This is a genomic window from Candidatus Neomarinimicrobiota bacterium (assembly GCA_017656425.1).
Classification (GTDB): Bacteria; Fidelibacterota; UBA2242; order UBA2242; family B5-G15; genus JACDNV01.
Map to the genome: position 1 here is coordinate 127,701 of JACDNV010000002.1, position 17,859 is coordinate 145,559.

15 protein-coding genes are annotated in these 17,859 nt (G+C 33.7%); 3 read left to right on the forward strand and 12 right to left on the reverse strand.

The annotated features are described in order from the left end of the window. Positions 1-57 precede the first annotated feature (57 nt). Positions 58-1,764, forward strand: coding sequence for a DUF1957 domain-containing protein (locus H0Z29_01845; protein MBO8130242.1), 1,707 nt, complete (start codon positions 58-60; stop codon positions 1,762-1,764). After that, positions 1,761-3,209: a glycogen synthase gene (locus H0Z29_01850; protein MBO8130243.1), complete on the forward strand. Its 1,449-nt coding sequence runs from the start codon at positions 1,761-1,763 to the stop codon at positions 3,207-3,209. Before H0Z29_01845 ends, H0Z29_01850 begins: the two co-directional genes overlap by 4 nt. Here the strand turns inward: H0Z29_01850 and tgt are convergent. From tgt to H0Z29_01900, 10 genes are all read right to left on the reverse strand, one after another. Beyond that, positions 3,193-4,386: a tRNA guanosine(34) transglycosylase Tgt gene (gene tgt, locus H0Z29_01855; protein ID MBO8130244.1), complete on the reverse strand. Its 1,194-nt coding sequence runs from the start codon at positions 4,384-4,386 to the stop codon at positions 3,193-3,195. The two genes, H0Z29_01850 and tgt, sit on opposite strands and share 17 nt — an antisense overlap. After that, positions 4,386-5,735 carry a DNA repair protein RadA gene (radA, locus tag H0Z29_01860; GenBank protein MBO8130245.1) on the reverse strand — a complete coding sequence of 450 codons (1,350 nt, stop codon included), beginning with the start codon at positions 5,733-5,735 and terminating at the stop codon, positions 4,386-4,388. The genes tgt and radA overlap by 1 nt, the downstream gene beginning before the upstream one ends. After that, positions 5,732-6,619 carry a DMT family transporter gene (locus tag H0Z29_01865; GenBank protein MBO8130246.1) on the reverse strand — a complete coding sequence of 296 codons (888 nt, stop codon included), beginning with the start codon at positions 6,617-6,619 and terminating at the stop codon, positions 5,732-5,734. Before H0Z29_01865 ends, radA begins: the two co-directional genes overlap by 4 nt. A 172-nt stretch (positions 6,620-6,791) precedes the next feature. Then, the gene (locus H0Z29_01870; GenBank protein MBO8130247.1) at positions 6,792-8,156 is read right to left on the reverse strand and encodes a hypothetical protein; all 1,365 of its coding nucleotides are present in this window, start codon (positions 8,154-8,156) and stop codon (positions 6,792-6,794) included. A gap of 215 nt (positions 8,157-8,371) precedes the next feature. Beyond that, a complete protein-coding gene (locus H0Z29_01875; protein MBO8130248.1) occupies positions 8,372-9,043 on the reverse strand; it encodes a hypothetical protein in 672 nt (223 codons plus the stop codon). After that, positions 9,040-9,807 carry a type III pantothenate kinase gene (locus tag H0Z29_01880; protein ID MBO8130249.1) on the reverse strand — a complete coding sequence of 256 codons (768 nt, stop codon included), beginning with the start codon at positions 9,805-9,807 and terminating at the stop codon, positions 9,040-9,042. Before H0Z29_01880 ends, H0Z29_01875 begins: the two co-directional genes overlap by 4 nt. Then, positions 9,782-10,588 carry a biotin--[acetyl-CoA-carboxylase] ligase gene (locus H0Z29_01885; protein ID MBO8130250.1) on the reverse strand — a complete coding sequence of 269 codons (807 nt, stop codon included), beginning with the start codon at positions 10,586-10,588 and terminating at the stop codon, positions 9,782-9,784. The genes H0Z29_01880 and H0Z29_01885 overlap by 26 nt, the downstream gene beginning before the upstream one ends. 3 nt (positions 10,589-10,591) lie before the next feature. Then, entirely contained in the window at positions 10,592-12,751 is a 2,160-nt protein-coding gene (locus H0Z29_01890) for a S46 family peptidase (GenBank protein ID MBO8130251.1), read from the reverse strand. Between the two features lie 21 nt (positions 12,752-12,772). Next, entirely contained in the window at positions 12,773-13,540 is a 768-nt protein-coding gene (locus H0Z29_01895) for a TerB family tellurite resistance protein (GenBank protein ID MBO8130252.1), read from the reverse strand. A gap of 37 nt (positions 13,541-13,577) precedes the next feature. After that, positions 13,578-14,672: a hypothetical protein gene (locus H0Z29_01900; GenBank protein MBO8130253.1), complete on the reverse strand. Its 1,095-nt coding sequence runs from the start codon at positions 14,670-14,672 to the stop codon at positions 13,578-13,580. 124 nt (positions 14,673-14,796) lie between these two features. On the opposite strand from H0Z29_01900, the gene H0Z29_01905 reads away from it, so the two are divergent. Continuing rightward, on the forward strand, positions 14,797-15,795 hold the full coding sequence (locus tag H0Z29_01905) for a potassium channel protein (GenBank protein ID MBO8130254.1): 999 nt from the start codon (positions 14,797-14,799) through the stop codon (positions 15,793-15,795). A 13-nt stretch (positions 15,796-15,808) separates the two neighbouring features. Here the strand turns inward: H0Z29_01905 and H0Z29_01910 are convergent, their stop codons facing one another. Both H0Z29_01910 and H0Z29_01915 read right to left on the reverse strand, forming a co-directional pair. After that, entirely contained in the window at positions 15,809-17,488 is a 1,680-nt protein-coding gene (locus H0Z29_01910; GenBank protein ID MBO8130255.1) for a hypothetical protein, read from the reverse strand. Then, positions 17,489-17,797 carry a hypothetical protein gene (locus H0Z29_01915; protein MBO8130256.1) on the reverse strand — a complete coding sequence of 103 codons (309 nt, stop codon included), beginning with the start codon at positions 17,795-17,797 and terminating at the stop codon, positions 17,489-17,491. Between the last annotated feature and the right edge of the window lie 62 nt (positions 17,798-17,859).

The following is a 17,859-nucleotide window of genomic DNA, read 5'->3' on the forward strand; positions in this document are numbered from 1 at the left end:
TGATTTAGTAGAGTTAAATTATAGCAAAACGCTAATTTTTAAGTCGAGGGGATAGAGATGAAGGGGTACTTAGCTTTTGTTTTACACAGTCATATACCATATGTGATAAATCACGGAGAATGGCCACATGGTACAGATTGGCTGTATGAAGCAACCTGCGAAACATACATTCCACTTTTAAATGAATTCAACAATCTAATTTCAGAGGGGATTAAGCCTAATATCACTATAGGGATTACCCCAATACTTGCTGAACAGTTGGCTTCAGAGAAATTTAAAGGAGGTCTTGTAAGATATATTAAAAAAAGGATAGAAATCTCAGAGCAAAATAAGGAGGAATTCTCTCGGACAGGAAGAAAACTTATGGCTCAGATAGCTCAGATGTGGTATGATTTTTATACAACAGAGCTTGAGGAGTTTGAACAGATTTATAAGAGGGACCTAATTTCTGCGTTTAGAAGCCTTCAGGATGAAGGATATATAGAAATTATTACTTGTACTGCTACTCATGGCTATATTCCACTTTTAGGCGCTGAGGAAGCAGTCGATGCACAAATTAGAATAGGTGTTGAAACTTATAAAAAACATTTTGGGAAAGATCCTATTGGTATATGGTTGCCGGAGTGTGCATATAGGCCAAGTTATCGTTGGAAGTCACCTATAAAAGGTTACGAAAAGGAATTTGATAGAAAAGGTGTAGAAGAATTTTTATATAAATACGGTATTAAGTATTTTATTGCTGACAAAGCTCTGATTATGGGGGGTGAGACTAAAGGTGTTTATATCGATAGATTTGAGGCATTAAAGCATTTATGGAGTCAATTTAGATCACAATATCATGAAGTTGCTGAGGAAAGGACAATATTTGAGAACTATTTTGTTTCAAGTACTGGTACAGAAAGAGGTGTTGTTGTCTACGGAAGACACGAAGAGTCTAGCATGCAAGTATGGAGTGGAAAGTGGGGATATCCTGGCGATGGTCGATATCTAGAATTCCATAAGAAGCATTTTCCTGGTGGTCTGAGATACTGGAAAGTAACAAGTAATGAATCTGATCTTGCCGATAAGATGGAATATTATCCGCCTGATGTAGAAGACGCTCTTGAGAGTCATTCTGATCATTTTGTAAGTCTTGTAGAGAAATATCTAAGTGAATATAATACAAGCTCTGGGAGAACCGGCGTAATGGTATGCCCATTTGACGCAGAATTATTTGGTCATTGGTGGTTTGAAGGCATAAGATGGCTCGGTAAGGTATTAAAAAAGTTGAATAAGAAGAGAGATTATAAAGCTATTACACTGGCAGAGCATTTAGAAAAAAATCCTCCTCAAAAAGTTGTTTCGTTACCAGAAGGGTCATGGGGTCAGGGGAGATTTCATTATATATGGCTTAATGAGTGGACGGAATGGACATGGAAAAAAATATATAAAGCTGAGGATTTGATTATTTCTCTGGCTGATGAGTTTAAAGGTACTAAAGATAAAACTCTTACAAGAATTTTAAACCAGATGACACGGGAACTATTGCTACTTGAGAGTTCAGACTGGCAGTTTTTAATTAGTACATGGAGTGCACGTGATTATGCTGAGAATCGAGTAGCGTACCATGCGGAGTGTATTAGGAGATTGAAAGGTATTCTTGATAATTATAGAAAGAATGGTAAGTTGTCAGAGCAGGAAGAAAGATATTTGAAGACGGTTGAGAAGAATGATTTTGTTTTTGAGAATATAGATTTTGAATATTGGTGTGGTTTGATTGAATGAAAATTATTCATATTGCTGCAGAAGTTGCTCCCTTTTCTAAGGTTGGTGGGCTCGGAGATGTATTAGGATCATTACCAAAGGCACAGAATCGATTAGGAAATATAGTTTATATCATCACTCCATTATATGGTTTTATATTAAAAAACAAATATAAGCTTAATGATATAAATCTGGATTCATATGTCACGTTAGGAGATGAAAAATATACCTTTAAAGTTTTTGAATATAAATGTAACGAAAAATATTTGATTTTTTTTATTTACAATGAGAACTTGCTTAATAGTGGTGGGGTTTATACAGAATTGGATGGATCTCCTCTTAAAAATTATACCCGCAGATTTGTATTTTTCCAAAAAGCAGCGATTGAATTTATAAATGGATATTTAAAGGATGTAGATATTATACATTGTCACGATAACCATGTCGCATTATTGCCTTTATATAAAAAACTAAAATGTGGTCATTTAAAAGCAAAAACTGTGTTTACAATTCATAATATAGGATATCAGGGAATAACGGATATTGGAAATAAAGAGATATTCGATTTACCTGATGTATACTTTGAGGAAAATGGAGATTTATACTGGGGAGGTAAAATTAATCCGATGAAAACCGCAGTTATACATTCAGATTTGATCACTACTGTAAGTCCAACTCATGCAAGAGAAATTATGTTAAGTGATGAGATCAGTAGCGGAATGAGAGAAATATTTGTTAAACATAAAAAAAATTTGTATGGTGTGTTAAATGGTGTAGATTATGAGGAATGGAATCCTGCGAGAGATAATTTTATTTATTATAAGTATTCTATTAATGAGATAGGATTTAAAAATAAGAATAAAGAACAATTTTTGTCTGAGTTTGGGTTCGAAAAGGCTTTAATAAATAGACCTCTTTTTGGCATTGTATCTCGTCTTGTGTTGCAAAAGGGTATAGATATTCTTATAAAAGCAATGCCAGTTGTTTTTGAATCTGGCTGTGGTATGGCGCTACTTGGTCAGGGTGATCAGAGTTATGAGGCTGAAATTAAGCTTTGCACTGAAAAGTATATGGGAAGGTTTTATTGCGAGTTCGGTTTTAATAATGAACTTGCACATAAAATTTATGCATCGTGTGATTATTTTTTGGTGCCATCCTTGTATGAACCATGTGGTATAACCCAGATGATAAGTATGAAGTATGGGACAATTCCAATAGTGAGAAAGACAGGTGGTCTGGCAGATACAGTATTGGATATTAATAACAAAAATGGCACAGGGATTGTCTTTAGAGAATATACTGAGAAAGCGCTTATACAAGCGATTAAAAGGGCTATTGATCTTTATAAAAATAAAGAGTTGCTAATAGACGTTTCGAAAAGAGCTATGAGAAAAAATTTTTCCTGGGAAAGAGCTGCGAAAAGGTACATTGCTCTTTATTATAAGTGTCTCAGCGGATATCATTAATGTGTTTTTTCCTTCTCTCTTCCCTTCTTTTCTGATTTTCTAAATAGTGATCTTTTTCGACAGGATAATTTTTGAAGAAGTTTTTCTTCCAGCGATCAAATCTGTCTTCGAGTATTGCCTGCCTGGCTGATTTTGTCAGCTCAAGGAAATAATGTATATTGTGAATTGTGTTCAATCGTAGTCCAGTCATATCTCCAATCATAAAAAGATGTCTCAAAAAAGCTTTAGAAAAATTTTTGCATGTATAGCATTTGCAATTGGGATCAGGAGGATTAAAGTCTTCTTTATATCGAGATTGCTTTAACACTACTCTACCGCTCTGTGTGTATAGTGTACCATTTCGAGCGTTTCTTGTTGGGAGTACACAATCAAAAATATCAATGCCCATATCAATCACTCTGACTATATCTTCTGGTTTACCAACTCCCATCAGGTATTTAGGTTTTGATTCAGGTAATAAAGGAGTGATTTTTTTGAGTAAATTAAACATGGTTTCCTTTGGTTCACCAACAGCAAGACCACCAATAGCGAAACCATCGAAGTCTATTTTAGTTAACTCTTCGATACTTCTCAGTCTTAAATCCTCATATACACTTCCCTGAATTATACCAAAAATATATTGTTTATGATTATAAAGCGGTTCTGTTTTAATGAATTCCTCATAGGATCTTATTTCCCAGTTATAGGTTCTTTTCAGTGCTTTCTCTGCATACTCATAATCGCATGGATATGGTGTACACTCATCAAATGCCATTATAATGTCCGGACCAAGTTCCCTCTGAATTCTAATAGACTTTTCAGGACTAAAGATATGCTCTGATCCGTCTATATGTGAGCGAAATATAACCTCATTATCATTTATTTTGCTGAGATGCGATAGACTAAATACCTGGAAACCACCACTGTCTGTTAATATTGGTTTGTGCCAGGATATAAACCTATGCAATCCCTCTGCCTTTTTTATTATTTCAATGCCTGGCCTCAGGTATAGATGATACGTATTCCCTAAAATGATTTGAGCATCTGCGTTTTCCAGCTCCACTGGCGTAAGTGTTTTTACCACACCATATGTACCAACTGGCATGAAGGTTGGAGTTTTTATTTCACCATGATCAGTAATTATTCTGCAGGCACGGGCTTTTGTATTTTTTGATTGTTTTTCTATAATGAATTCCATTAAGAAAATATATTTTGGATTAGTTCATTAATAGATTCAATTTTTATCAAAGTGATGTTTTTATCGGGTAATTTCAATTTTTTTGGTATATATATTCTTTTAAAACCGAGTCTGGCTGCTTCATTTATCCTCGTTTCCATATTTTTAACAGATCTTACTTCTCCTACAAGTCCTACTTCGCCAATGAAGACAGCTTCGGGATCAACCGGTTTATCAAAGTAGCTTGATAGAATAGATGTCACAATTGCAAGATCACAAGCTGGGTCATCTATACGTAAACCACCGACGATATTGATGAATATATCTAATGCAGTAATTGGAATATTTGCCCTTTTTTCTATAACCGCGAGCAGCATGGTAAGTCTTCTGTAATCTACACCATTTGAATTTCTCTGGGGTGTTGGGTATATACTTTTCGCTATTAGTGCCTGTATTTCTATTAACAATGGGCGCATTCCTTCAATACTAACTGCAATTGTGGAGCCTGATGCATTTTTTCTTCTTTCGGAAATAAATAAGAGCGATGGATCCTGAACCGGTATTAATCCGCCTTCCTTCATTTCAAATATACCAATTTCGCGGGTAGGTCCAAATCTATTTTTCAAACATCGGATTATTCTAAAGAAATTGTTCTGATCACCCTCCATTAATATAACAGTATCCACAAGATGCTCCAATACTTTTGGACCGGCAATGATACCTTCTTTAGTTATGTGACCAATTAATATTGTCAAGAGTCCTTTTTCTTTTGTTACTTTTAATAATCGTGTTGTGCATTCTCTTGTCTGCAATACTCCCCCAGGTGAGCTCTCGAATTCTTCAGAGTAAATAGTTTGGATGGAATCTATTATTACCATTTCCGGTTCTGTTAAATCAATTATATATAATATGTTATCAAGTAGATTTTCACCGGATAAGTATAGGTTTTCATTTATGACATTTAGTCTTTCAGCCCTGATTTTTAACTGTTCTGGTGATTCTTCGCTTGAAATATATAATATTTTATAGGATTTAAGTGAGTCAGCAATCTGAAGGGCAAGGGTTGATTTACCTATACCTGGATTCCCTGAAAGAAGGGTTACAGATCCTTTCATAAAGCCACCGCCTATAACCCGGTCCAATTCGTTTATTCCGGTAGGTATATGTGATTGTTTGTCAGATGTAAGTTCGCTAATTTTATAATATTGGGGTGTTGACTTAAAAGATGTCCGAATAGTTGATTTTGATGGTCCAACTTCCTCATTGACGGTATTCCAGGCTCCACACTCGGTGCATTTTCCAACCCACTTATGGAAAATTGCGCCACACTCAGAGCAGACAAATATTGTTTTTGATTTTTCTTTTTTCATTTTTTGTTTTGAATCAATATTAGTTTATATTTATCCCAATCATATAAGAATACACCCAAAAGGATAATAATACCACCTAATATCTCTTTTACTGTAACACGCTCTTTGAGAAATGCCCAACCAACCATTGTTGCGAATATTGGTACTATGAGAGTTATAAAAGTAACCTTAACTACATTTATTCTTTGTAGTAAGGTATAATAAATATAGAAGGCAATTGCTGAACCGAGAATTCCCAGATATATGATAGCTCCGAGATTTTTAAAATCCCAAACCATTTTGTCCCATTGATTTGATATAGTTGCCCCCATCAGGTGTATGAAGCCAGCAATTAACATTGCCATGCAGGTTAGTACAAGTGAATCATAGTCATTGTGAATTTTTAAATAGACATTCGGCCAGGCAGAAGCAACTACACCGATAAGTATAATTAGGCTTCCAACAAGTAAATCTTTGCTGAAAATAAGAGATTGGTCTGATAATATAATGCTTGTACCTCCGATGGCAATAATAATAGATATAAATTTCCAGAAAGATAATTTGCCCCCTGGCAGTATGAAGTGAGAAAAAATACCGACGAAAAGGGGTAAGGTAGTCCATAATATTGAAGATAATCCACTTGGTATAAATTTGGTTCCATAATAGGTACAGTAGTAGCTAAAAGCCATTGTTATAAGACCAGAGACAAGGTATAGTTTAATTAATTGTGAATCGAATGGAATTTTTCGATTTTTTATTTTTATAATTACATATAAAAATAAGCCTGCGATTACAAACCTTAAACCCAGTCCCAGCATAATTGGAGTCTCTTCAACCCCAATCTTTATCATTGCCCATGTGGTGCTCCAGATGATGCATGTAATAAGAAATAGTAAAGTATTCATAATTCAGTCGAGCAAATATTATTATAAAAAAATTATAAAAGCCACATTAAAAAATTAAAAAATATTTACTCTCCAACATTCTATTCAGTGTGATGGTAAATTGAGTACCATAATTAAGACATTTGATGAGAATGATAGATTATTTAAAATTTATAGGATGTGTCAGTTTAATTTATAATTCATATTCTTCTATACAGACTTTGTCTTTGTATCTGGACATAGCAGCATCAATTACTTTTTCCTTTTCATCGTATTCCTCTAATTTTTTCCATATTCTACCGAGCCATGCTTTTTCTCTTTCCGGTACCTTTAAATATCCTGATTCGATTGCTGTATTTAATAGTTCACATGCGGTTAGTCCTGCTAAATGTGTGCGTTTGAAATCATCCTTTTCTGAAATAATAGCTTTTGCGATTTCATAAGATGCTTCTGGTGAAATTATAAATGCGTGCGGGCTCAAATTTTCATCACTTTTAATGAACAGGTTTTTTAAGGTTACTTCATGCCCCTCTTTTAAAGCTGCATTCATTAATCTACAGTCGTATATTAAAATTTCAGTAAAAACTTCCGGTGCAAATCCAGATAATAAACGAACATTTTGAACAGACTCATTGCTCCACAGATCACAAGTCGCAGCTGCAATATTTCCCATGTGACTGAAATGTGCACATGCAGAAGACTTTCCTTCCATTGATATAGGGAATCCAGTGATAGCCTTTATAACTGGTCCCTCATAAGCACAGTCTTTTGAAGGACCGATTGCACCCTCTTCATACGCTATCAATGATCTGGGAGCTGTCATTGCTCTTATGACTGCTGCAAGCGTTACTGGTATAAAGCCTCTATCTGCAAGGACCATTGCTGTATTTGCGATGCCACATGCGGTATCTCCAGCTGGTATTGAACCCTTATCTTTGGCTATTTTTACAATATTTTCCCAGAGAAAGTGCATATCTTTTGACGATAGTATACCTATACCGAATAGCAGTCCTGGTATATCAGCTTCGATAATAGCTATATCTGTTACTTCCTTACCTCCTATGGATTCAATTGAGAGCATATGTGCTCCAGATTCAGCGTTTTTGATAAAGGAATCAAATAATGTTTTTACATAATTTTCAGTGCGGATTTTTGGAGGTCTTTCCTGATCTCTTATATCGCATACAGTTACTCTCAGGGCAGAGTTTAATCCCTTCTCACAATAGAATTTTTCCATTAAGTCCAGTGTTAGCTTTGTAACCTGAGCTCCCATTTCTACATTCATGGTTAACTGAGGTGGATGTTCAAATTCCAGTACTATGCCTGGTGTCTGGAGTATGTGAGCACGACTTAGTATGTCGGAGACAATATCCTCATATTGTTTTAAAATTTCTTTGTTATTGTCGTTTTTCATCCCAATAGCTGGTAAGGTATAGTTGATTTCTGGGTATACAGCTCCATTACCTATTTCAATCCCAAAACCGCATTTTACAGGATGTAGTGATTTTCCGAATATCATTTCATCAGCTGATTTGTATGCGAGCTCTTTGAATTCCATTTTAGAACCTCCTTGATTGTTCTACCTACTCTAACTGAATAGGTTGCACATACGTATTTATTGATCTATAACAAAACACAGTGGTAATTTAAAAACAATATGATATAATTAATATAATTTTTATATATAATATTGACAACCTGGATAAAATTTAATTGATATTTTGAGTTTTTATATCAATTTTTAATTATAAGGAGAAGAATAGAATGGATATGTTATTTTATGTACCTTTTTATTACTTTTTGATCAAATGTTACTATCCTTTTATAAATACCAAGGAAATTTATTAGTAATTCTGTGTTTATCTCATCAGGTACCCATACCGAGTCAAGCTTTATGTAATACATTTTCATTGTAAAATATTCTGTGAAAGTAAAAGGAATTGATGCGGTCATTTCGAGAGCCACAAGATCAGTATCTTTTTTCGATATCCATACATATCCAAAGCTCAAGTCTTTTGACCTCTTTATAGGGAAGTATTTAACAGTCATGCATTCATTACCATTTATTGTGGTATCTTTTTGGTAATAAAAATGGTAGTAAGGAATAGCATCCCAAGACAGGGGACTGAAAAGTGGTAGTATATCGTTCTCCTTATAACGTGGGAAATCGGTTGGGGATTTCCTCTTGTTTTCTGTATTAAGTCTTATCCCCTTTATTATTCTGCCCTTGTCAACGAAGTATCTGCTGTATACTCTCCTTACGGATTTTGTATCACCCTCAATTGTATGAAAGGTAATTGTAGCTGTTGCATCATATGAGAGGTTAACCTTTTCCTGATTTTTAACAAGCGTCTTAATAACCTGTAGAACAGATATAGTATCCAATTCTTCTGGATATATTGTAGGTATGTGTATTATTAATATTAGAATGAAAAGAATTTTCACTTATTTAATTTGTATATTATGTTAAGCCCTTTTAGAGTGAGATCAGGATCAACGATTTGAATATATTTAGATTTATCTGATACTTCATCTGCAATTCCGCCCGTAGAGATTATATTGAAATTGTTTATTTTTAACTCTTCTTTAATTCTCTCTATGATTCCATCTATCATAGTTATATGTCCATAAAGTATTCCAGACTGCATTGCGTGTGTGGTAGTATCACCTATTATTTTTTCAGGGAAGATATATTCAACTTTATATAATCTTGCTGCTCTTCTTATAAGGTCATTTGCTGCTGTTTCAAGTCCAGGGCATATAACGCCGCCAATATAGTCTCCTTCTGGCGACAAAACATCAAAAGTTGTAGCTGTACCGAAGTCTACAATTATAAGTGGTGGTTTGTACAGGTGTTTTCCTGCAACAGCATTACATAATCTGTCTGCACCAATCTCTGATGGATTTTTATATAATATTTTCAATTCCAGATTTAATGTGTTTGTAACAATAACAGGTTCAATTTTTAAATACTTTTTTGACATGAGCTGAAAAATATGAGTTAGCTGTGGGACAACTGAGGATATAATTACGCCTTTTATTTCTCCGATCTTAATGTTTGAGTTATGGAATAATAATTTTACTGTGAGCCATGATTCATCTATTGTTCTGGTGTGGGTACTGGCAATTCTCCAGCATTCAATTAATTTATCATTTTTGAATATTCCTAAAATTGTAGTTGTATTACCAATATCGATTGCCAGTAGCATATATGCTTTCCTTATGAATAGTAACGTCACCAGAAATAAATCTTTTTTTCTCTCCATTATTAAATTTTAATACGATTGCTCCATCATTTTCTATGTTTTCAAGAATTCCTGTTAGTGATTTGTGTCCATCATTAATTGATATGGTCTTTCCTAAATGGTCGCAGTATTTTTTCCATTCATCTATCGTATACTTTAAACCTGAATTAAATAACGATCTAAGTTGTCTGTCGAGCTCCTTTAAAACACCTTTTAATATTATGATTCTTTCATGAATTTTCTCTGTTTCAATTAAAATTGATGTTCCAAATCTTCTGTTTCCAGTGAAAAAGTTTCTCGGTTGATTAATATTTATCCCAATTCCTATAACTACTTTATTCAAATTATTTCCGGTTGTCCTTGATTCGACAAGTATACCGCATACTTTTTTATCATTCAACAATACATCATTTGGCCATTTCAAAGAAATTTTCTGATTTTTAAGGACCTTAATTAGTCCCTTTGCTACGCCTACAGCAGATGCGAAAGTAAATCCCATAAGATTTATATTTACAGGATGTTTTAGTAATAGTATAGAAAAAAGTAATGATTCTTCAGGATTGGATTCCCATTTTCTGCCTCTTCTTCCCCTTCCGGATGTCTGGTAATCTGCAAGAACTACTGTTCCATTTTCAAGGTGATTATTATTTAATAAATAAGTATTGGTTGAGTCTATTGTTTGAAAATGTATGATATATGGTTTTATTATTTTTGTTTTTAATTTTAGATTGAGATAATTGAACATTTACTACTTTATATTTAATTCTTCCAGTATCCTGTTGGCAGAATCGTATTTCTCGAGAATATATAGTACATATCTTATATCGACAGCAATAGTTCTTGTAAGATTTAGATCATATTGCCAATCGCTTATCATAGATTCATAGTTTCCATCAAAAGCTAACCCTACAAGCTCACCTTTTCCGTTTAAGACAGGGCTCCCAGAATTACCTCCGGTTATATCGGTGGTGGCAAGGAAATTTACGGGTATGTCATTAATATATTTATCCATATAGATACCATAATTTTTGTTTTCCCATAACTTAATTAACTTGTCAGGTGCATTAAATGGTTCTTCCCCTGTGTGTTTTTCTATGATACCGCTTAATGAGGTTATATAATCATAGAAAACGGCATCCCTTGGTTTGTATCCCTTGATGTAACCATAAGTAAATCTTATGGTTCTATTGGCATCGGGATACATTTCATTACCCTTCCACTTTTTTAAAAGCTTGTAGTATTTCGGTCTTAACTCTGTTATCATTCCATTAAATCGATAGTTTTTATTTTCAATTCTATCGAATTCTTTGTTTAATTCTTTTGCAAATTCTATAAATGGGTCATTAAGGCTATCAAGCTGAGCCTTATTCATATTGAACATTTTTATCCACATTTCAGGATTAGTTATTTGTGTTTTTTTGAAAACATTGTCAATAAATTTTTTTATTTGTTCTTTTGCCTTGCTTTTATCTGTGTATAGTCTTTTTATAAACTGTGGTTGTTCATTCTCAGGTAGTTCGAGTAATCTTTCAAAGAAGTAACCAAGAAGCCTTTTATCTGCAGGATAATAGTAATCCTTTGCTCCAATTTCAAATTCCCTTTTTATTCTTGGTATTCTAAAATCCATATATTGTGGTTTTCGTTCCCCCTCTGGTTTTTCTTTTTCAATGCTCCACTTCTGTATTGTGGTTGCATAGCGAACTGTGGGTATCATAATCATATACCGAATGAGGTTATCTCTTTTTGCCCCTTTTTTTAATTCAGCGTATAGCTTTTCAATTTGATCGAGAGGGTTACCATACTCTTTAATGATATCGGGATTTTTTTTAAGCCATAGTTTGAATTCTTCCTCCTGCGTTTTTTTTCTTTCCAGTAGTTTTGATTTTTTAAAGCCGTCAACCATTCCCTGATTGTTTTTCAACGCATTATTTAGCCCTCTTATTCTCGCTGACAGCTTTATTGCAACATCTTCACCTTTTTTACTTTCATCCTCTAAAATTTCTATAACATCTTTGAAAAGCCTGATCCTAAAAGGATAAGAGAAATTTTGGTTCCAGTCTACCGAATTAGATGTTCTATATCTCATTGTTGAACCAGGATATCCGAGAATAAATACGGCGTCGTTTTTCTTTATACCCTTCGAAGATACTATTAAATATTTTTCTGGTTTAAACGGAACGTTCTCCTTGGAGTATTCAGAAGGTTTTCCATCAGGTCCAACATATGCTCTCAAGAAAGAAAAATCGCCTGTATGTCTTGGCCACATCCAGTTGTCAATATCGCCACCGTAAACACCTATTGACGATGGAGGTGCATATACTAACCTGATATCTTTTATTTTTAAGTATCTGTATAAGTAGTATTCCATTCCGTCAAGAAAAGATATAACTTGCCCAATTATCCCTTCTTCTTCATTTTCCGAGGCTTTTTCTATTTCAGCAATCTTTTTTTCTATTGCTTTTGCTTTTTCCTCGGGGGTCATATCTTTCTCCCGAAGGGATTCTTCGAATTTTATTACAGATTTTACTGTATCAGTTATATTTTTAAAATCTATTGTAATATATGCTTCATATCCGGGAGCAGGTATTTCTTCTTCTAAGGATCTGGCATAAAAGCCATCCCTTAAGTAATTATTTTCTGGTGATGAGTTTTTCTGAATTGCTTGATATGCTACATGATGATTTGTTAAAATCAACCCATCAGGCGAGACGAAAGAGCCTGTTCCACCACCAATTATTATTACTGCATCCGCCAAACAAGGACCGGTTGGGCTAAAAATCTCATCAGGCTTTAATTTTATCCCCTTGATTTTTTTGGGAATATTATCAAGTGTAAACATCCCCTCTTCAGGATATAAGATTGTAAGTAATAAAATGAAAATTATAAAGATTGATAAGTATCGTTTCATTTTATTATCCCTTTTGTTTTTCTAAAATCCTTTTATCTGTCTTATTTGTTGATATGCCTCATTAATTTGTTTGAATTTTTCCTCGGCTAACCTCTGGAACTCCTGTCCGAGATGTGATACTTTATCAGGATGGTATTTACTTGCCATTTCCCTGTATGCCTTTTTAATCGTTTCTATGTCATCTTCGGGGCATACCCCCAGTATTTCATATGCATAATTCCCCTGTTTTACAAACATCGACCGGATAGAATTATAATCCTGGGCAGTTATTCCAAGTTCAAGAGCGATTTCCTCTAATGCTTTTAATTCTGATTGATGATATTCGCCGTCTGCTCCAGCTATTCCAAATAGTACATGGAGTAGTTCAAGCCTTGAGTAATAATCCATATAATTTCTTATCTGTTTTGCAATTTCTTTTATATCGAAATTTTTGTTCAAAATTTCTCTATATAGATATAATAGATCCTGTGCGTTTTCAACTCCGAACTTTTCAATTAGAAATTTTTTCACATAGCGTACCTCGGAGGAAAGCGTTTTCTTATCTGCTTTTGTAATATATGCAAAAAGTGATAGCATAGCGATTGCGAAGTCCCCCGCTCTTGTGTCTCCAAACTTTTGAAATTGATTATCAGTAGAAACATCGTAATCGTAAGAATATTCTTTTGTTCTTGGTGAACTTGATGAGTCAAACATACTGCCAATATACGCGCCGATAAGAGCACCAAGAGGACCCAGAAGTGCCCATCCTATTCCTCCGCCAATTATAGTTCCAAACCATTTTCTACTCATAGTATAATAACCATATTTATATAATAAAAATAAGTTTTTATCTTATTGATAAACCAATGCCAAGGGTTAATATATCATAATAGCTCTTAGAATATTGAAGTGATAAATTGATTAACGCAAGCCTAAGATTTACACCTGCTATTATTCTTGATTTATTTTCCCCCTCTGATTTGAACTCAGTGTTACTTGAGGTATCACCCTCTCCACTGTAGCTGTATTTAACTTCATATGTTGATTTTTCCAGCCCGTAACCTGCGTATATGCCAAAACCAAACGTTATTAGATTTATATCTTTCCCTACTGCTAACCCATAATGGATGTGCTGCGATTTTAGAACATCTCCTATGTTAATATTTTGTAAAAAGCCTCCCGCTGTGATTCTTAATGGAAACATTGGAATAGGGATGAAAGGATCGAGACGTAGGCGCCCACCAAATCCTAATAGATTTACCTCTCCCATATCTTCTAATTCAAATTTCGGAAGTCCCCGGGCTATTACCTCCGCTTTTATCGGTGACATAGGAATTGCAATACCAACACTTATTTGTGCTATAGGAAGTAAAAAATACTTAAGGTCAAATCCAGGAGGTGAAGTGAGGTTTGGTATACTATTAACAATGCTATTCAGTTGATTTTGAGTGGTACTGGAGTTAGCTGTTTCCTGGTCCATACCTTGATCTATCAGCTGTAGCGTTAATAAAGATTTGATGCCATCAACATCATCTGTTTTATTAATTTCCGCCCACTTCTCGGAGCCAAAGACTGTTGGAGCTTCTCTATTTGGATATAGTATCTCGCTATCTATACTCAATGTGTATTCTCTACCACCAATCTGTTGAGTAGTTGTAAAATCGGGAGCCACAAGTTTAAAAATTTTATCCTTATCCGGGATTGCCATTGCTGAGGTATTGATACTTATGTCGAAACCAAACAGCTTATGAGTACCTGCGGAATGATACCATCCACTATTGATGGTACTACCAAATGCATTAAAAATAGGTTGTAGATATAATTTCGCATGGTCTTCTAGTAACTCACTTAATTTTTCTTCCAAACTTTGTGATAACAAGATACTACTATCAAAAGTTATAACTGTGATTGCTATTATCGTTATTAATAACCCTCTTACCATTTCAACCTCCTAATTTTTTGTTATTCTACTTTATTTCTTATTATGGAAAAAATCAATAAAAATGTTTACTATTAAATTGATATAGCTGATGTATTGATAAGAAATGATTAAACTTCAATTATAAATGAGAAAAAAAGATACATTTAGGCATATAAAAGCTGCAATTATTTTTCTTACTGGAGTAATCGTATTTGGAACTATCGGTTACATTGTAATAGAGAAGTGGAATTTTATAGATTCATTTTATATGACAATAATTTCAATTACAACAACTGGTTTTGAGGAGGTTCATCCTCTTAGTCATACAGGTAAAATATTCACTATTTTGATAATAGTATTTGGGATATCTGCAATAGCATATACAGCAGGAAGAGCGACTCAATATTTTATTGAAGAATATTTTTTCAGGAGTAGAAGAATGATGGAAAAAATAAGAAAATTAAAAGATCATTATATAGTTTGTGGATTCGGAAGAATGGGTAAGCAAATTTGTAAAGAACTGAAAAATAATGGAGCATCTTTTGTTGTTATAGAGAGTAATCCGGAACAGCAAGAGACTCTCAAGGAGTCAGGGTATCTTTATATTGAAGGTGATGCTACAAATGATGAAACTTTGATTGAATCAGGTGTAAAAAGGGCAAAAGGGCTGGTTTCAGTAGTTGAAAAGGATGCAGACAATATTTTTGTAACTCTGACAGCCAGAGATTTGAACAGAAACCTTTTTATAGTAACTCGAGCAATAAATGAAGGGAGTGAAAGAAAGCTTATTAAAGCTGGAGCTAACAGGGTTATAAAACCCTATGAGCTTGGTGGACACAGAATGGTTCAGATGTTATTAAGACCTTATGTTGTGGATTTTATTGATATAGTTGGAAAAAGAGGTGTGTATAACCTTGCAATGGAGGAAATTCAGGTGGAAGATGGCTCAATATTAGTCGGATCGAAAATTGCTGAAACACCTATTAGACGGGAGTTGAATATAATTGTAATAGCAATTTATACAAAAGAAGGAAAGTTTATTTATAATCCTGGTCCCAATGTGATTATCCAATCAAATGATACACTTATTGTTATAGGAGAGGAAAATAATATCAATAAGTTGAAAAATATTGCAAGGGGTTAATTTTACTAAATATTTACTTGTTTTTATATATGTCCCAGAGCAATCTAAGCCCGAGAATAAAAGCTAATATATAACCAACGATACCTATGATGGGATAACCAAATAATTTATATCCAATTGGCAGTTGAATTATTATAGATGAACCGATTATTAGTGAGGCGATGATTAAAGATGAAGAAAGTCTACTCCCCGCTTTGTTTAATCCCTTAACAAGTCCGTCTAAGTTTCTGTGTTCGAAAATTATTGATAATTTACCTGTAGCCATCTTACTTAGAATGTCCCTTGTCTTCTCAGGTAAGTCTTCAATAAGCAATACTACCTCATCGAGATTTGTAAACATATTTTGAATTTTTCTAATTGGACTGTATCTTTTTCGTATCAGTGTCTTTACATGAGGTTTAATTTCACTAATAATGTCTATTTCGGGGAAAAGCATTTCCCCAAATCCTTCTGCAGTAATAAGAGCTTTTAACATAAGTGAAAGTTTAGTGGGAAATTTTAGATGATAATTATAGACAAGAGAATGAATTTCTCTTGACAACTCTTTAATACTTACAGTTGATAGATTGATATTTGTAAATTCATTTATCAATAGACTTATTGCATATTTTATATCCTCAATATTAGTTGTAGAATCAATTATATTTAACAACTCCAGAGACCGCATAATTTTTCTTATGTCGTTTTTTATATAACCAATGAGTAAATCTGCAAGATAGCCCATTGTTTCTTGATCAATATATCCTATATTACCGAAATCAATCAGTGATATTACATTATTTTTAAGTATAATAATATTACCAGCGTGAGGGTCAGCATGAAAAAATCCAAAATCGAAGATTTGCATCATGCTTAACCTGATGGCATTTCTTGCTATAATTTCGGGATTAAGGCCATGTTTTATCAATTTTTCCCTATTTACATGTTTTATCCCATCTATGTATTCCATTACTATTATATTTTCGTTACTTAGTTCTTGAAAATAGGTTGGTATGTATATAGTAGGTTCATTTTTAAAATAATTTTTGAATTTCAATATGTTACGACCTTCATGGAGAAAGTTTAACTCATTGATAATCATCTTATTAAACTCTTTTACAACAAGAGTTGGATCTACAGCAAGTTGATCTTTGAGATATTTTTTAACTATCTTTGCAAGATCAGATAAAATCTCCATATCGGTTTGTATGATTTCTCTTATGTTCGGTCGTTGTATTTTTAAGACAACTTTTGTTCCATCTTTTAGTACTCCAGTGTGTACCTGGGCAATGGATGCAGAAGCAACTGGTTTTTCGTCTATCAATTTCAGTTTATTTTTTAATTCCTGATTTGATTTTTCTTCGATAATCTTTTTTATTTCTTCAAAAGGTAAAGGAGCTACATTATCTTGAAGTTTTTGTAATTCAATCAGATACTCTGGTGGTAATATATCAGGGCGCATGCTGAGCATTTGTCCAACTTTTATAAAAGTAGGACCTAATTCTTCGAAAACCATTCGGAGGCGTTCCGCTCTTGATTTTGTCTTTGCTTTTATGTGTCCTATGCGGGGAACAAACTTTTCCCCAAACCTCAGTATCAGGTCACTACTGATGACGTTGACTATATCGGAAAAGCCATATTTCAGAAGTATTGTAATGATATGCCTATATCTTTTGATATGCTTCCAGGTTTTTGGTATAGATGTTAATTTCATTTATTCGGTAATCTTATGTTCGGATTTACGGTGCATTTCTAACCGTTTTTTAACGATATTCTCGACGTCTTTTTTTGTAGGAATTTCCATTGATTTTAGAACTTTTTGAATTTCCTTTTTTATAAATTCCTGGGTTTCTTTTCTCTTTTCCTCAGCTGCTTTTAATATATTTTCAACAAATGATTTTTTTTCTTCCGCTTTAACCTGTCCTTTTTTAACCAGCTCGTCGACAAGCTCCTCCGCTTTTTCTTTAGTCAGTGTAATTGCCCCAAGTCCTGCGAGATAAAGTTTTTTTAGTGCTGAGATCATGGTTTTACCCTCCTTTTTTATTAGCAAATTTAATTTATTCAGTATTTAATGATATTGCAAAT

Coding starts and splice junctions, on each gene's coding strand:
- H0Z29_01885 (MBO8130250.1), bottom strand. CDS start 10,588: ATGTTCAATTATCTCAATCTAAAATTAAAAACAAAAATAATAAAACCA.
- H0Z29_01870 (MBO8130247.1), bottom strand. CDS start 8,156: ATGGAATTCAAAGAGCTCGCATACAAATCAGCTGATGAAATGATATTC.
- H0Z29_01900 (MBO8130253.1), bottom strand. CDS start 14,672: ATGGTAAGAGGGTTATTAATAACGATAATAGCAATCACAGTTATAACT.
- H0Z29_01845 (MBO8130242.1), top strand. CDS start 58: ATGAAGGGGTACTTAGCTTTTGTTTTACACAGTCATATACCATATGTG.
- H0Z29_01850 (MBO8130243.1), top strand. CDS start 1,761: ATGAAAATTATTCATATTGCTGCAGAAGTTGCTCCCTTTTCTAAGGTT.
- radA (MBO8130245.1), bottom strand. CDS start 5,735: ATGAAAAAAGAAAAATCAAAAACAATATTTGTCTGCTCTGAGTGTGGC.
- H0Z29_01865 (MBO8130246.1), bottom strand. CDS start 6,619: ATGAATACTTTACTATTTCTTATTACATGCATCATCTGGAGCACCACA.
- H0Z29_01915 (MBO8130256.1), bottom strand. CDS start 17,797: ATGATCTCAGCACTAAAAAAACTTTATCTCGCAGGACTTGGGGCAATT.
- tgt (MBO8130244.1), bottom strand. CDS start 4,386: ATGGAATTCATTATAGAAAAACAATCAAAAAATACAAAAGCCCGTGCC.
- H0Z29_01905 (MBO8130254.1), top strand. CDS start 14,797: ATGAGAAAAAAAGATACATTTAGGCATATAAAAGCTGCAATTATTTTT.
- H0Z29_01895 (MBO8130252.1), bottom strand. CDS start 13,540: ATGAGTAGAAAATGGTTTGGAACTATAATTGGCGGAGGAATAGGATGG.
- H0Z29_01880 (MBO8130249.1), bottom strand. CDS start 9,807: ATGCTACTGGCAATCGATATTGGTAATACAACTACAATTTTAGGAATA.
- H0Z29_01890 (MBO8130251.1), bottom strand. CDS start 12,751: ATGAAACGATACTTATCAATCTTTATAATTTTCATTTTATTACTTACA.
- H0Z29_01910 (MBO8130255.1), bottom strand. CDS start 17,488: ATGAAATTAACATCTATACCAAAAACCTGGAAGCATATCAAAAGATAT.